This window comes from Pantoea sp. SGAir0183 (assembly GCF_043545505.1).
Map to the genome: position 1 here is coordinate 107,694 of NZ_CP028057.1, position 14,983 is coordinate 122,676.

The window sequence follows — 14,983 nt, forward strand, 5'->3', positions numbered from 1 at the left end:
CAGCCTCAGTGCCCCTCACACAGTCAGCCAGTCATTAGACTAAATTACACAAAACGTGAATTTTTTCATTTTGTAACTTTAACGTTATGTTACTGAGTATTTTTACTGCCATGATGCATTGCGTTACGCATTGAAATGTGGTCGTTACCCACACCTTCTTATCAGCTACAGGGAAAAGCACATGTCACAACGGTCACTTCAGGCGCTGTGCCTGATGAGTTTTTTTCTGGCCGACGTCAGAGACGGCCTTGGGCCCTTTTTAGGCATTTTTTTGACAGAACGCCACTGGAGCCCGGATGAAATAGGCCTGGTGATGACCTCAGGCGGTATCGCCGGACTGCTCTCAACGTTACCGGCGGGTGTGGTTGCCGACGCCACACGTTACAAACGCTTTATTATCCTGGCGGGTTGTGTCGTGATCACGGTCGCTACCTTACTGCTCTGGTACAGCAATCAGTCATGGACGGCGATTATTTCGCAAATCGTCGCGGGTATCGCTGCCGCCTTCATCGGTCCGACGGTGGCAGGTATAACGCTGGGCCTGACCGGGCAAAAAGGGTTCAACCGTCAGATGGGACGCAACGAAGCCTATAACCATGCGGGTAATACGCTGGCGGCTGTCCTTGCAGGTTTTGCCGCCTGGAAATGGGGGCTGGGTGCGGTGTTCATCCTGATGATGGTCATGGCGGTATTTGCGGCTATCGCCACCCTGGCTATTCGTGCAGACGATATTGACCATGATGTGGCGCGCGGCCTGGACGATAAATCGTCGGATAAACCTACGCTCAGCCTGTGGATACTGGCGCGCAAACCGGCGTTGCTGGTGGCCGGATTGACGCTGCTGCTGTTCCATCTGGCTAACGCTGCGCTGTTGCCCATGCTGAGCATGCGTGTGGCCTCCTCAACCGGACCTGATACGGTGGATCCCGGCCTGTATGCTGCCGCAACGGTCGTAATTTCCCAGTTAGTGATGATCCCTGTCGCGATCTTTGTCTCTAAACGTGTCGATCAGATTGGCTATCGCCGTTTAATCATGACCGCACTGTTAATGATGCCGCTGCGCGCGGTTATTGCAGCAGAATTTCCGGAGACCTTTTTCGTGGTTCCCGTACAAATCCTGGACGGTATTGCGGCCGGGATACTGGGCGTCGCCGTGCCGGGCTATATCGTGTCGCTGTTGCGCGGCAGTGGGCACGTGAACGCTGGCCAGAGTGTGGTAATGCTGATGCAAGGCGTTGGGGCGTCCATGAGCCCGGCCATGACAGGCCTGATTGTGGCCCGTTACTCTTACAGTATTGCCTTCAGCGCATTAGGCTGCATTGCCCTGGTAGCCTTGATGTTGTGGTGGTTCTCGGGCCGGACGCCCGAGGCGAAGCCTGCCTGATGTGCCCTTCTCTGCCAGCCCTGGCTGGCAGAGAGTCTTCGCGCACCACTTTTAACGGGCTCCCGGGTCACTCTCAGTGCCTTTTCGAAAACATGGCAAAATGTAAATAAAAGTAAAAACTCATTTTCTGCTATCTCACTTATAAGACAGTCTTTTTTCCCAGAGACTTGCAAAAAATGACATTCATCGACTATGTTTCTACGCTGCGGTTAAGAACGCTCTATCATTAAAGTTACTGGCCTCTTATAGCTTTCACTTCCTTCTCTTCCGTTAACCTCGCTGACTGGCTGCGAAAGCTATAGGTCGTCCCATTTAAGTCGTATGAGGAAAATATGGATACTAACCATTCATCGTCAACCAGGCCAAAAAAGCATTTCTGGAATAAAAGGCCAAAAAAACTCACTGTTGATGATATTACCGTTATTGATAATGACATGCTGAAGCGGGCAGTAGGGGCCGCGGCATTAGGCAATGCCATGGAGTGGTTCGACTTCGGGGTTTACAGCTATCTGGCGGTGATCATCGGTAAGGTTTTCTTTCCCGATGCCAATAACGCGATTCAGCTTATCGCCACCTTTGGTACTTTTGCGGCCGCCTTTTTAGTGCGTCCACTGGGTGGGATGGTCTTTGGTCCACTTGGCGATCGGATTGGACGCCAGAAGGTGTTGGCGATAACGATGATCATGATGTCGATTGGCACATTTTGTATCGGCATTATCCCTTCTTATGCCTCTATCGGGATCATGGCCCCTATCCTCTTGTTGGTCGCCCGCCTGGTGCAGGGGTTCTCAACGGGCGGTGAATATGGCGGTGCAGCCACCTTCATCGCAGAATATTCAACAGACAAACGTCGCGGTTTCATGGGCAGCTTCCTGGAGTTTGGAACGCTTGGCGGTTACCTGCTGGGCGCGTGTCTGGTGACGGTCATGACTTCGGTAATCTCGTCCGAGGCGATGATGTCGTGGGGCTGGCGCGTGCCCTTTTTTATCGCCGCACCGTTGGGCTTGTTCGGCCTGTATGTGCGTCTGAAACTGGAAGAAACGCCGGCCTTCAAACAGCATATGCAAAAACAGGAGGAACTGGAGCAAAGCAAACCGCGCCTGAGCCTGTTTAAGATGCTAAGTAAGCATCGTGTCCCGATGATGAAATGTATCGGCCTGGTCCTGTTATTTAACGTGTCGAACTATATGCTGACGTCGTATATGCCCAGCTATCTGACCGGCGTGCTGGGTTTACCTGAACTGAGCGGTCTGTTACTGGTCATGGTTGTCATGTTTGTGATGATGCCGCTCACGCTGATGTGGGGCCGCTGGACCGATCGCATTGGGCGCCGCCCGGTGATTGGTTTCGGTGCGGTAGGGCTGATTTTGCTCTCAATCCCCTGCTTTATGTTGATCGGGACACATAATATGTGGGCCGTCTTTGCGGGACTGTTGATTCTGGGCGTGCTCCATACCTGCTTCAGCGGCACAATGCCCTCGACATTACCGGCACTGTTTACCACGGATATTCGTTACAGTGCGCTCGCCATCGGCTTTAATCTGTCTGTATCGTTGTTTGGCGGGACAACCCCGTTACTGACAGCATGGCTGGTCGATACCACGCAGAATACCATGATGCCAGCGTACTATATGATGGTGGCGGGTGTGATTGGATTACTGACGATTCTGACGGTCAGGGAAACCGCCCGTAAGCCGTTAAGCGGTTCATCCCCCGCTGTGGCAACTGAAGCTGAAGCGCATAGCCTGATTAGAAAACTGGATAAAAGCGCAGAACCAGTGCCACCCTCACCAGCCGACGCGAAATAAAGCAAACTCACGAAAAACACCCTGCACATGCAGGGTGTTTTTTTGATCGCATAGCACGTTAGTCATTGCCGAAACGGGCGACGGTGCTTGCAGCAGCCAGCGCATGCCCTTTAAGTTTACTCAGCAGTTGATCATGCGTTAAACCGGCTTTGAGCGCAGACGGCGGCAGGTCTGTGGCAATAAGCACAAAGTTGTAGTGATGAAGCCCAGATCCCACAGGGGGACAAGGACCATAATAGTGCGCCGTACCCGGTGAATTCTTACCGCCGGTATAGCCTTTCCCCTGCGTCAGTTCGCCCTGAGCAAATGCGCTGCGTTCAGCGGCAATGTTGTACGCCACCATATGCGTAACCCCGAGCCCTTTTGCGCCAACAGGATCGGTCATCAGCAAGGCAAAGCTTTTTGTGCCCGCCGGTGTTTCGGACCAGTTGAGTTCAGGAGAAACATTCTGCCCGGTACAGGCTGGTTTACTTTTATCTGCGCCCGCGAACTTCTTATCCAGCACGCCATTATCACTAAAATCTTTTGACTGCAGCGTCAAAGCCAATGCCGCAGGACTCAAACAAATTAATAGAAGAGAAATCAGTTTATTCACCGGGTACTCCTGTGCGAAACCGTATTAAGAGGGGGTAAGCGTGAGGCACGTTGCCGTAAACAGTATATGTCGCAAAGCCTGGCTGTGCAGACGCATGAGGGGCTATGAAAGCGAGGGCTGTCGTCAGCCTGAAGGCTTACGGTAAGCGCGAGCATGCTGTTACATAATCGCCTGAACTTTCGACGATTTCAGCATGAAATCGCCAGCTCACCTTGGCTGCTCTACGGTTTACCTTCTTAGAAAGGCATTGTTTTTTTATTTACACAAAAGGTCTGATACTTGATCTAAGTCACAAAAAACCGCATGATCGTAACAAATCATGAATCAGGGATAAGGGCTCAAATGACACTTTATCAACACATGTTGGTTTTCTACGGCGTGGTTGCTTTTGTTGCCGCGCTCATTACGTTTTTTATCGCCCGCGACAAACTCAGCATTAAATTACTGAGTGCCTTTCTGGTGGGTGCAACCTGGCCGATGAGTTTCCCCGTCGCCCTTATGTTCGCGTTGTTTTAAGGCCTTTCTCCTGCCCGTGCCGGCTGGCTTTTCCTGATCGCTTTTCTCTCTGCCAGACGTTTCCCTGCACAAGCCTGCGTGATATCGCACCTGTTCCGCGCAGTCTGCTTTACATACGGACGCCATCCTTTTACAGATGGCGCGCGCCCTGCCTGCCGTAATCGGGATGCTTTTACCGCGCCGTTGCCCCCTCCTCCTGAGGTTGTTGTTTTGCCAGCGTACGTGCCAGTATCGTTGAATACAGCGGTGTACCGCCGAAATACTGTGCAGAGAGTGTCGCACCGAGACAGGTAATAATCATCGGCAGGATCAACTGATAATTGTTGGTCATCTCCAGTACCAGAATAATTCCGGTGAGCGGTGCCCGAACAGAAGCGGCAAACAAGGCGCCCATGCCTGCTACGGCAAACGTCGCGGCTTCAAGATGATAGGCTGGGAAGAGGTTAACGCACAGTTGCCCCACGCAGGTACCCAGTAAGGTGCCCAGCGTCAGCATGGGGGCGAAAATGCCCCCTGGGGCGCCAGAGGCAAAACACAGTAGCGTGACGACCGCCCGCAATAAAAATAAGGACAGTAAGGCAATCGACGTATAGTTTCCTGCGGTAAAGTCGGGGATGAGCGTAATCCCGCCGGTTACGCCCTGGGGCAATATCAGCCCCAGTAAGCCACATAAGCCGCCCAATAACGCCCCACCCAGGACCCAGCGTGATGTCCGTCCCTGATGCAGCCTTTGAAACAGATCCTGAAGGGTAAATATCAGGCGATTAAAAGCGACGCCACAACCGCCAAATAAAATCCCCAGCAGTAAATATAACCAGAGCGTCTGGATCGGAGCATCTTTTAACTGACCGATATTGATAATGGGCTGATTACCGTTCAGCGCAAGAAAAACGATGCTTGAGGTACTGACGCCTACAAACACCGCTTTAATGGAGATAAGGCTAAAGCGGAACTGCAGACGCATTTCTTCAATGATAAACAGAATGCCCGCCAGCGGTGCATTAAAGGCTGCGGCCAGACCTGATGCGGCCCCGGTAGCCAAAATAGTGTGGCGGGATTCAGAGGAGCGCATGCGAAAGATATCGAGGCACATACGCCCGATGTTACCACCAATCTGAACCGTCGGGCCTTCACGACCCAGCACCATGCCAGAACCAATTGCGCCAAGTCCGCCAAAGAATTTAACCGGCAACACGCGCCACCAGCGCACCGGCCTCAGTTCTTCCAGCGCACCTTCGATTTCAGGAATGCCCGAACCGCCTGCTTCCGGCGCAAAGCGCCTGACAAGAAAATAGCCTGTCGCGGCCAGCACGGCGGAAAAAATAAAAGCGTAGCAGCCAAGAAGAAAGACATTATTTTCATGCTGGCTCAGCCAGTTGATCCGCGAATGAATCACCCAGCCAACGGCTTTATCAAACGCCACCGCGGTCAGGCCAGTCAGCACACCCACCAGCGCGGCCATCAGCAGCAACGCGGCCGGTGTTTTGTCTCGACGTATAATATATTGCAACAGACGGAGCCGACGAGGCCGAAAAATCCCGTGTCGGTTTGAAACAGAAGCGCGCATGCCTGACCTCAAATATCCTGCTGAAAACTGACCACCCAAATTAAATCGAGAGGTTAGCGTATTTGCAGCATTATTCCTCGCTTTTATTTATCTCTGGATTTTACTACGTCTGCTGTTCTGCCACTCGCCACCCGCGAAGAACATGATTTCAGGATGTGCACGGCAATTTTATCCATAAACCATTGATTTGCGCCTGAAGGGCGCTCATCATCCTGCGCCATCATCACTTATTCTGGAGTGAAACGTGTGACCACGCTGAGTAATGCCTTGCTGGAAAAGGTTCTTGAACAGGTTCGTCCCTTAATTCATCGCGGTAAGGTAGCCGATTATATTCCGGCACTGGCCGACGTCGCTGCCGATCATTTAGGTATTGCCGTCTGTCTGCGTGACGGCACAGTCTTTCAGGCGGGTGATGCTGAAACGCGCTTTTCCATCCAGTCGATTTCTAAAGTCCTCTCCTTAACTGTTGCACTGACGCGCTATGAGGATGCGGAGATCTGGCAACGCGTGGGTAAAGAGCCCTCAGGTCAGCCGTTCAATTCACTGGTTCAGCTTGAACTTGAGCAGGGAAAACCGCGTAATCCTTTTATTAACGCCGGCGCGCTGGTGATCTGTGATTTGCTTGAAACGCGTCTTACAGCACCGCGCCAGCGTATGCTTGAGATTATCCGTCAACTGAGCCAGCAACCTGATATTCAGTACGATCGTCATGTCGCGCGTTCAGAGTTTGAACACTCAGCCCGCAACGCGGCTATCGCCTGGTTAATGAAGTCATTTGGCAATTTTGACAACGACGTGACCAACGTGATGCAGACCTACTTTCACTACTGCTCATTGTCCATGAACTGTATTGAACTGGCCCGCAGTTTTATTTACCTGGCAAACCAGGGAAAAACGCTTGACGGCTCGGTGCTCATCACCTCCCGTCAGGCCCGGCAAATCAATGCCTTGATGATCACCAGTGGCATGTACGATGGGGCGGGTGAATTTGCCTGGCGCGTCGGCATGCCCGCAAAATCGGGCGTTGGTGGCGGTATTATTGCCGTGGTCCCGGGCGAAATGAGTATAGCGGTATGGTCACCCGGGCTGGACAGTGCAGGCAACTCGCTGGCAGGCACTGCCGCGCTGGAGTGCCTGACTGACAGGCTGGGCCGCTCAATATTCTGACTCAGCTGACAACATTTACAGGCCGGTTTTGCTCAAAGCCAGCCAGATTGACCATGATGCCTTGCAACAAATTTTGCATACCACTTTTGCTTGCCCAGGCAATATGCGGCGTGACAAGCAGATTCGGCACATCGGCCTGAAGCAGAGGATGATCGGCTGGCGGCGGCTCACTGCTCAGCACATCCAGTGCCGCTCCGGCTATCGTGCCCTGTTGCAATGCCTCCGCCAAATCAGCTTCATGAATCAGACCGCCACGCGCTGTGTTGATCAACAGCGCATGGGGTTGCATCTTATTCAGGGTTTCACTGTTAATCAGATGCCGGGTTTGTTCGCTCAGGGGACAATGCAGCGAAATCACATCGCTTGCGGCCAGCATCTCGTCAAAACTTACATAGCCCTCACGCACCCTGGTGCTGCCCCTGCGTTCGGCAAAGCACACCTTCATGCCGAGCGCCTGTGCCAGCCTGCCCAAGGCGATACCAATGTCTCCTTTTCCCACAATGCCTAATGTTGCCCCGCAATATCCTGAATCGGTGAACGGTGAAAACAAAAATGAGAAGACGCAGGCCATACTTCACGCGTGAGCGTCGCGTATTCCACTATCTGGCGACGCAACGCAAAAATAAAGGCAATCACGCATTCTGAAACGCTTTGCGTTGAATAGCCGGGGATATTACTCACGACGATTCCACGTTCCCGACACGCCGGAATATCAATGCAATCAAAGCCCGTGGCGGTGACGCAGATATAGCGCAGGTCAGGAAGCTGTGCCAGAGTCGCCGCACGCAGCGGGACTTTATTGGTGATGGCAATCGTTGCGCCCTTTAACGCCTCAATAATCTCATTGTCGTGCGTTTCCTCACGAAAACACCAGTCGCTGCACCAGTCAGGTTGAGGAGGAGGGACGGGCAGCGTGCCGCCATCAAGCGTTACGATTTTCATGACGTATCCTTTATCACGTTTTGCGGATGAATAATGTTGCTCAAATGTATGGCAGCAGTAACAGATAAGTTATTCTTAATATCTAATTAAGTGAAGGTGTTCAAAAGGTGCTAATTTTTTGGGGCAAAAAGGCATTTCTTTTAACCCTAAACTCTCTGACGCGTTACACTGCCGCCTCTATCGTGTACCCGACTATCGCCGTTCAGATGATTAACGCCACCCATTATAATCGACAACGTTTTACCGCCTGTCTTGCGATACTGGCGGTACTGCTGATGTTCATTGCACCGATGGTATCCAAAAATCTGGCTGAACGTCGTGACGCGATGGCGATGTCCGACATGTCGATGCTGGATCAGCATAACGATATGATCATGGCCGACATGCCGATGGGGGATCACCATAGCGATATGGCCATGGGCGATCACAGCATGATGATGAGTGCCTGTGGTTATTGCGATCTGCTGGTCCATATCCCCTTTATGCTATGGGTGTTTATTCCGTTCATCTGGTTAATGTGTTTAATTAGCCGGGCCCCACCGACTCCCGATACGTTTTGCCCCCTGTTACCGCGCCACAAGCGGGTTTACCGGCAGCGCGCCCCACCACTGCAAATGCGCGCCTCAGCTTAATGTGATCTTTTCTTCTTCGTCATCCACGAAGAAGAAAAGCCCGGTATTCTCGAAATATGGAATCGCTATGAGTGTTTCACAAGAAATAACATCGCCGCCGCGCGGCACGGTACTGAATGTTTTGCGCCGTTTGCATTTTTACATTGGCCTGTTTATTGCGCCGTTTATTTTTATTGCGGCATTAACCGGCACGCTTTATGTCCTGACGCCACAGATAGAAAACGTAATTTATAAAGATGCGTTAACCGCGGAACCTGTGGGTGCCGCTCAGCCGCTGTCCGCTCAGATTGCTGCGGCGCGGCGATATGTTGGTGATGCGCGGATTTATGCGGTACGGCCTGCGCCCGGCGCTCATAACACCACTCGCGTGCAATTTACGGATGCACAGTCAGGCCCATCAGAGTCACGCTCTGTTTTCATCGATCCTTATACGCTTCGCGTCAAAGGTGATATGACCGTATACGGCACCAGCGGCGTGTTACCTCTGCGGATGTGGCTTGACCAGATGCATCGTGGACTGCTGCTGGGGGATGTTGGCCGCAACTACAGTGAACTCGCGGCGTCGTGGTTGTGGGTGGCGGCGCTGGGCGGGATCGTGTTGTGGTCTGGTACCCTGCCCCGGCGTAAGGTAAAAACGCGCAAGACAGGTTTTGCACTGACACGATACTGGCATATTACGCTGGGCCTGGTGTTATCTCTGGGGTTGATCTTTTTCTCCGTTACGGGATTGACCTGGTCGCAGTGGGCCGGGAGCAATATTGATAAAATGCGTAGCGATCTTGGCTGGCTGACACCGCAGGTCAGAACGGCGTTAAACGGGGCTGCACCGTCTGCGCCTGCCGATCCCCACGCCGATCATCATCCCGACATGGACGGCATGGTGATGGAGACTTCAATGCCGGGTCATCATGCCAGTATGGCCGCCGTATTCAATCAGCCGGACGCGGACTGGGACAGCGTTGAACACGCCGCGCGCCTGGCCGGTTTACACGCTGCTAAAATTGAACTGCGCCAGCCCAAAAACCCTGACCAGGCCTGGACGGTCAGTGAGATAGAGCGTCGCTGGCCGACGCAGGTCGACTCGGTATCCGTAAATCCGCATGACTTCAGCATTGTTGATCACGTTGAGTTTGCCCGTTTCCCGCTGGTCGCAAAACTTACGCGCTGGGGCGTGGATGCGCATATGGGCGTGCTGTTTGGCTTACCCAATCAGTTGCTTCTCGCGTTCTTTGGTTTTGGTTTATGCGCCATGATCGTGCTCGGCTACCGCATGTGGTGGATTCGACGCCCGGCACTACCGCAGGCCAATCCAGTGCAAACGCTGCTCGCGGCCTGGCTCGCGTTACCCCGCTATCTTCAGGGCTCAAGCCTGATTCTCGCCCTGGCTCTGGGTTATGCGTTGCCGCTGATGGGCGTCAGTTTAGTGGTCTTTGTGCTGCTGGATCTGCAACGCTGGCGTAAAGCGCAGCGTGCGGTACGTCAGGTGGTCGCTACGCCGGAAGATCAACAATCGCCGCTGGCGATTGTGCAGTCCCGTTTTGCAGTAAAGCGTAAAGAGATGCGCTATTTCCTGCGCAGTGTCGCTATTCTCGCCATCATTGTCGGAACGGTGATGGCTCGCGCCATGGTGAGTGGTGTGATTGAGCAATACAATATTCCGTTCAGCGACTGGACCACGATGATGTATATCACGCAGGCCTTGATGATTTTGCTTTATACAACAGTGTTTACAGGCTTAATGTCCATTCCACTCTGGTACTTCTTCCTGGGTGAAAGCGACGAGCAAGGTAAATAAACAATGTCGCCCGCTTTTAGCGGGCGACATTGCTGTCAGGCATAATAACGTTTTGTCCGTTCAGTGATGATGGATAACATGGGCACGTTGTAGCGCATGTTTAAACTGCCGCACATCCTCGCGTAACCAGTGACGCTGCGTCAACGGCAGATGCTCCAGCCCCTCAGGCAACGGTACCCCATATAACGCCCCACGATTGCAAAGCGCTCTGACCAGGCTTGTTTGCGAAATACCCAGATAGGTCGCCATTTCGGGTAATGTCATAAACTCTGCATGCATGTTCACCTCCCAACCTGTCGTTAATGCTGCATTTTTGTTCAATTCAGGGCGGTTCTTATTGATCTGCGTCATATACACGCATTAAACAGACGAAAGAGGGAGAAAGTTGCTAAGCTGGAAGTTCTGCTTAAGACAACATGAGAAGACCACGTGCAACGTTATGGATTGATGGTGCTTTTTCTTTTTTCCTGTTGGTCTCATGCTCACACATTTACGATGGGCAAACCTGTTCCGGCCGTTTCTGTCGCAGATAAAGGTGAAATGCAGTTACGCAACGGTCAAATTCACTACCAAACCTGGAACAGTCAGTCACTTACAGGAAAAGCCCGTTTACTTATTCATGTGGCTGGCCGGTTATCGGCTAAAGAGCAGTCCGCAGGCCTCATCAGCGCCATTCAGCAGGCCAGTCTGCCGGAAAAGACCTTTCAGACAACCACCATCGTTAATACCGACGATGCGCTGCCGGGCAGCAGTATTTTTGTGATTAACAGCATTCGCGCCAGTAAAAAAGCGTCGCCGTGGCAGCAGTTCATCATTGACAGCAGTGGCCTTGCCCGCCATCGCTGGCAGCTTAAACCGGGCGAGGCGGCGGCAATTGTTCTTGACGCACAAGGCAATGTGCAATTTGCCAAAGACACTCCTCTGAGCGCGGATGACATTTCGCAGATTATTTCGCTATTGCGGACGCTGACGCGCTGAAGAACGATCCAGGTGATTAAGAGCTGTCCGGCAGAGGGCAGTGACGGAGGTTGATGAATTTCCCCTCTTTTCTTAAAGCTCAACTAGTATTAATTATATGGGTTTAGCCCCAAAAAAACTGAAAACCCGAACGGTAAAAAAACGGGTAGCCCTGCCAACGATGCTCTGGCAGTTAAAGTGTCTTTTAAAATGGCATCGCACGTTTTAGCGTTGTCGTAAATGTATCCGTTAATAAGGACAGCCCGAATGACGGTCTGCGCAAAAAAACACGTTCACCTTACTGGCATTTCGGCTGAGCAGTTGCTGGCTGATATCGATAGCCGCCTTGATCAGTTACTGCCGGTTCAGGGTGAGCGGGATTGTGTGGGTGCCGCGATGCGTGAAGGCACGCTGGCACCGGGCAAACGTATTCGTCCGATGCTGCTGTTATTAACAGCGCGCGATCTTGGCTGTGCGATCAGTCACGGGGGATTACTGGATTTAGCCTGCGCGGTTGAAATGGTGCATGCTGCCTCGCTGATTCTGGATGATATGCCCTGCATGGACGATGCGCAGATGCGTCGGGGGCGTCCCACCATTCACATGCAGTACGGTGAACATGTGGCGATTCTGGCGGCGGTCGCTTTACTCAGCAAAGCGTTTGGGGTGATTGCCGAGGCTGAAGGTCTGACGCCGATAGCCAAAACTCGCGCGGTATCGGAGCTGTCCACTGCGATTGGCATGCAGGGTCTGGTTCAGGGCCAGTTTAAGGACCTCTCGGAGGGCGATACCCCCCGTAGCGCCGATGCCATACTGCTAACCAATCAGTTTAAAACCAGCACGCTGTTTTGCGCGTCAACGCAAATGGCGTCCATTGCGGCCAACGCGTCCTGCGAAGCGCGTGAGAACCTGCATCGTTTCTCGCTCGATCTCGGTCAGGCCTTTCAGTTGCTTGACGATCTTACCGATGGCATGACCGATACCGGCAAAGACATCAATCAGGACGCAGGTAAATCAACGCTGGTCAATTTATTAGGCTCAAGCGCGGTCGAAGAACGCCTGCGACAGCATTTGCGCCTGGCCAGTGAACACCTTTCCGCGGCATGCCAAAACGGCCATTCCACCACCCAACTTTTTATTCAGGCCTGGTTTGACAAAAAACTCGCTGCCGTCAGTTAAGGATGCTGCATGAGCCATTTTGCGGTGATCGCACCGCCCTTTTTCAGCCATGTTCGCGCTCTGCAAAACCTTGCTAAGGAATTAGTGGCCCGCGGTCATCGTGTTACGTTTTTTCAGCAACATGACTGCAAAGCGCTGGTAACGGCCAGCGATATCGGATTCCAGACCGTCGGACTGCAAACGCATTCTCCCGGTTCCTTATCGCACCTGCTGCATCTGGCCGCGCACCCACTCGGACCCTCGATGTTACGACTGATCAATGAAATGGCACGTACCAGCGATATGCTTTGCCGGGAACTGCCCGCCGCTTTTCATGCGTTGCAGATAGAGGGCGTGATCGTTGATCAAATGGAGCCGGCAGGTGCAGTAGTCGCAGAAGCGTCAGGCCTGCCGTTTGTTTCGGTGGCCTGCGCGCTGCCGCTCAACCGCGAACCGGGTTTGCCTCTGGCGGTGATGCCTTTCGAATACGGCACCAGCGATGCGGCTCGGGAACGCTATACCACCAGCGAAAAAATTTATGACTGGCTGATGCGACGTCACGATCGTGTGATCGCGCATCATGCATGCAGAATGGGTTTAGCCCCGCGTGAAAAACTGCATCACTGCTTTTCTCCACTGGCACAAATCAGCCAGTTGATCCCCGAACTGGATTTTCCCCGCAAAGCGCTGCCCGACTGCTTTCATGCGGTTGGACCGTTACGGCAACCCCAGGGGACGCCGGGGTCAGCAACTTCTTATTTTCCGTCCCCGGACAAACCCCGTATTTTTGCCTCGCTGGGCACCCTGCAGGGGCATCGTTATGGCCTGTTCAGGACCATCGCCAAAGCCTGCGAAGAAGTGGATGCGCAGTTACTGTTGGCACACTGTGGCGGCCTCTCAGCCACGCAGGCAGGTGAACTGGCCCGGGGCGGGGACATTCAGGTTGTGGATTTTGCCGATCAATCCGCAGCACTTTCACAGGCACAGTTGGCAATCACACATGGTGGGATGAATACGGTACTGGACGCTATTGCTTCCCGCACACCGCTACTGGCGCTGCCGCTGGCATTTGATCAACCTGGCGTGGCATCACGAATTGTTTATCATGGCATCGGCAAGCGTGCGTCTCGGTTTACCACCAGCCATGCGCTGGCGCGGCAGATTCGATCGCTACTGACTAACACCGATTACCCGCAGCGTATAACAAAAATTCAGGCCGCATTGCGTCTGGCAGGCGGCACACCAGCCGCCGCCGATATTGTTGAACAGGCGATGCGGACCTGTCAGCCAGTACTCAGTGGGCAGGATTATGCAACCGCACTATGATCTAATTCTGGTCGGTGCCGGTCTGGCTAATGGCCTTATCGCGCTCCGGCTTCAGCAACAGCATCCGGATATGCGGATCTTGCTTATTGAGGCGGGTCCTGAGGCGGGAGGGAACCATACCTGGTCCTTTCACGAAGAGGATTTAACGCTGAATCAGCATCGCTGGATAGCGCCGCTTGTGGTCCATCACTGGCCCGACTACCAGGTTCGTTTCCCCCAACGCCGTCGCCATGTGAACAGTGGCTACTACTGCGTGACCTCCCGGCATTTCGCCGGGATACTCCGGCAACAGTTTGGACAACATTTATGGCTGCATACCGCGGTTTCAGCCGTTCATGCTGAATCGGTCCAGTTAGCGGATGGCCGGATTATTCATGCCAGTACAGTGATCGATGGACGGGGTTACACACCTGATTCTGCACTACGCGTAGGATTCCAGGCATTTATCGGTCAGGAGTGGCAACTGAGCGCGCCGCATGGTTTATCGTCACCGATTATCATGGATGCGACGGTCGATCAGCAAAATGGCTACCGCTTTGTTTATACCCTGCCGCTTTCCGCAACCGCACTGCTGATCGAAGACACACACTACATTGACAAGGCTAATCTTCAGGCCGAACGGGCGCGTCAGAACATTCGCGATTATGCTGCGCGACAGGGTTGGCCGTTACAGACGTTGCTGCGGGAAGAACAGGGTGCATTGCCCATTACGTTAACGGGCGATAATCGTCAGTTTTGGCAACAGCAACCGCAAGCCTGTAGCGGATTACGCGCCGGGCTGTTTCATCCGACAACCGGCTACTCCCTACCGCTCGCGGTGGCGCTGGCCGATCGTCTCAGCGCGCTGGATGTGTTTACCTCTTCCTCTGTTCACCAGACGATTGCTCACTTTGCCCAGCAACGTTGGCAGCAACAGGGGTTTTTCCGCATGCTGAATCGCATGTTGTTTTTAGCCGGACCGGCCGAGTCACGCTGGCGTGTGATGCAGCGTTTCTATGGCTTACCCGAGGATTTGATTGCCCGCTTTTATGCGGGAAAACTCACCGTGACCGATCGGCTACGCATTCTGAGCGGCAAGCCGCCCGTTCCCGTTTTCGCGGCATTGCAGGCAATTATGACGACTCATCGTTGAAGAG

General features: G+C 53.2%; 13 protein-coding genes and 1 pseudogene. 10 read left to right on the forward strand and 4 right to left on the reverse strand.

All coding sequences use genetic code 11. From position 1 onward, the window contains the following. The first annotated feature begins 181 nt into the window (after positions 1–181). Positions 182–1,384 (forward strand): MFS transporter, encoded by a 1,203-nt coding sequence (locus tag C1N59_RS21065; protein ID WP_054687878.1) that lies wholly within the window; start codon positions 182–184, stop codon positions 1,382–1,384. A 332-nt stretch (positions 1,385–1,716) separates the two neighbouring features. Then, a complete protein-coding gene (proP, locus tag C1N59_RS21070) occupies positions 1,717–3,192 on the forward strand; it encodes a glycine betaine/L-proline transporter ProP (RefSeq protein WP_054687877.1) in 1,476 nt (491 codons plus the stop codon). Positions 3,193–3,250: 58 nt separating this feature from the next. Here proP and C1N59_RS21075 read toward each other — a convergent pair whose 3' ends face one another. After that, a complete protein-coding gene (locus tag C1N59_RS21075; RefSeq protein WP_054687876.1) occupies positions 3,251–3,787 on the reverse strand; it encodes a YbhB/YbcL family Raf kinase inhibitor-like protein in 537 nt (178 codons plus the stop codon). A 342-nt stretch (positions 3,788–4,129) separates the two neighbouring features. On the opposite strand from C1N59_RS21075, the gene C1N59_RS21080 reads away from it, so the two are divergent. Then, positions 4,130–4,303 carry a GhoT/OrtT family toxin gene (locus C1N59_RS21080; protein WP_006122059.1) on the forward strand — a complete coding sequence of 58 codons (174 nt, stop codon included), beginning with the start codon at positions 4,130–4,132 and terminating at the stop codon, positions 4,301–4,303. A 172-nt stretch (positions 4,304–4,475) separates the two neighbouring features. Here the strand turns inward: C1N59_RS21080 and clcA are convergent, their stop codons facing one another. Next, positions 4,476–5,870, reverse strand: a complete 1,395-nt coding sequence (gene clcA / locus C1N59_RS21085) for a H(+)/Cl(-) exchange transporter ClcA (RefSeq protein ID WP_394551268.1) — start codon at positions 5,868–5,870, stop codon at positions 4,476–4,478. Between the two features lie 246 nt (positions 5,871–6,116). Between clcA and glsB the strand changes: the two genes are divergently transcribed. Continuing rightward, the gene (gene glsB, locus C1N59_RS21090) at positions 6,117–7,037 is read left to right on the forward strand and encodes a glutaminase B (RefSeq protein ID WP_054687875.1); all 921 of its coding nucleotides are present in this window, start codon (positions 6,117–6,119) and stop codon (positions 7,035–7,037) included. Position 7,038: 1 nt separating this feature from the next. Here the strand turns inward: glsB and C1N59_RS21095 are convergent. Continuing rightward, positions 7,039–7,979 (reverse strand): annotated as a pseudogene (locus tag C1N59_RS21095) (D-2-hydroxyacid dehydrogenase). Positions 7,980–8,185: 206 nt separating this feature from the next. On the opposite strand from C1N59_RS21095, the gene C1N59_RS21100 reads away from it, so the two are divergent. Continuing rightward, a complete protein-coding gene (locus C1N59_RS21100; protein WP_394551295.1) occupies positions 8,186–8,611 on the forward strand; it encodes a DUF2946 domain-containing protein in 426 nt (141 codons plus the stop codon). Between the two features lie 67 nt (positions 8,612–8,678). Beyond that, entirely contained in the window at positions 8,679–10,406 is a 1,728-nt protein-coding gene (locus tag C1N59_RS21105; protein ID WP_394551270.1) for a DUF2534 family protein, read from the forward strand. A gap of 60 nt (positions 10,407–10,466) precedes the next feature. On the opposite strand, the gene C1N59_RS21110 is transcribed toward C1N59_RS21105, so the two are convergent. Next, positions 10,467–10,685: a MerR family transcriptional regulator gene (locus tag C1N59_RS21110; RefSeq protein ID WP_033742609.1), complete on the reverse strand. Its 219-nt coding sequence runs from the start codon at positions 10,683–10,685 to the stop codon at positions 10,467–10,469. A 168-nt stretch (positions 10,686–10,853) separates the two neighbouring features. Between C1N59_RS21110 and C1N59_RS21115 the strand changes: the two genes are divergently transcribed. The 4 genes from C1N59_RS21115 to crtY all read left to right on the forward strand — a co-directional run bounded on the left by C1N59_RS21115 (position 10,854) and on the right by crtY (position 14,979). Further along, entirely contained in the window at positions 10,854–11,384 is a 531-nt protein-coding gene (locus C1N59_RS21115; protein WP_394551297.1) for a YtfJ family protein, read from the forward strand. Positions 11,385–11,630: 246 nt separating this feature from the next. Beyond that, positions 11,631–12,542, forward strand: a complete 912-nt coding sequence (locus tag C1N59_RS21120) for a polyprenyl synthetase family protein (RefSeq protein WP_394551272.1) — start codon at positions 11,631–11,633, stop codon at positions 12,540–12,542. 9 nt (positions 12,543–12,551) lie between these two features. Then, positions 12,552–13,847 (forward strand): glycosyltransferase, encoded by a 1,296-nt coding sequence (locus C1N59_RS21125; RefSeq protein ID WP_394551275.1) that lies wholly within the window; start codon positions 12,552–12,554, stop codon positions 13,845–13,847. After that, the gene (crtY, locus tag C1N59_RS21130; protein WP_006122049.1) at positions 13,831–14,979 is read left to right on the forward strand and encodes a lycopene beta-cyclase CrtY; all 1,149 of its coding nucleotides are present in this window, start codon (positions 13,831–13,833) and stop codon (positions 14,977–14,979) included. Before C1N59_RS21125 ends, crtY begins: the two co-directional genes overlap by 17 nt. Positions 14,980–14,983 lie beyond the last annotated feature (4 nt).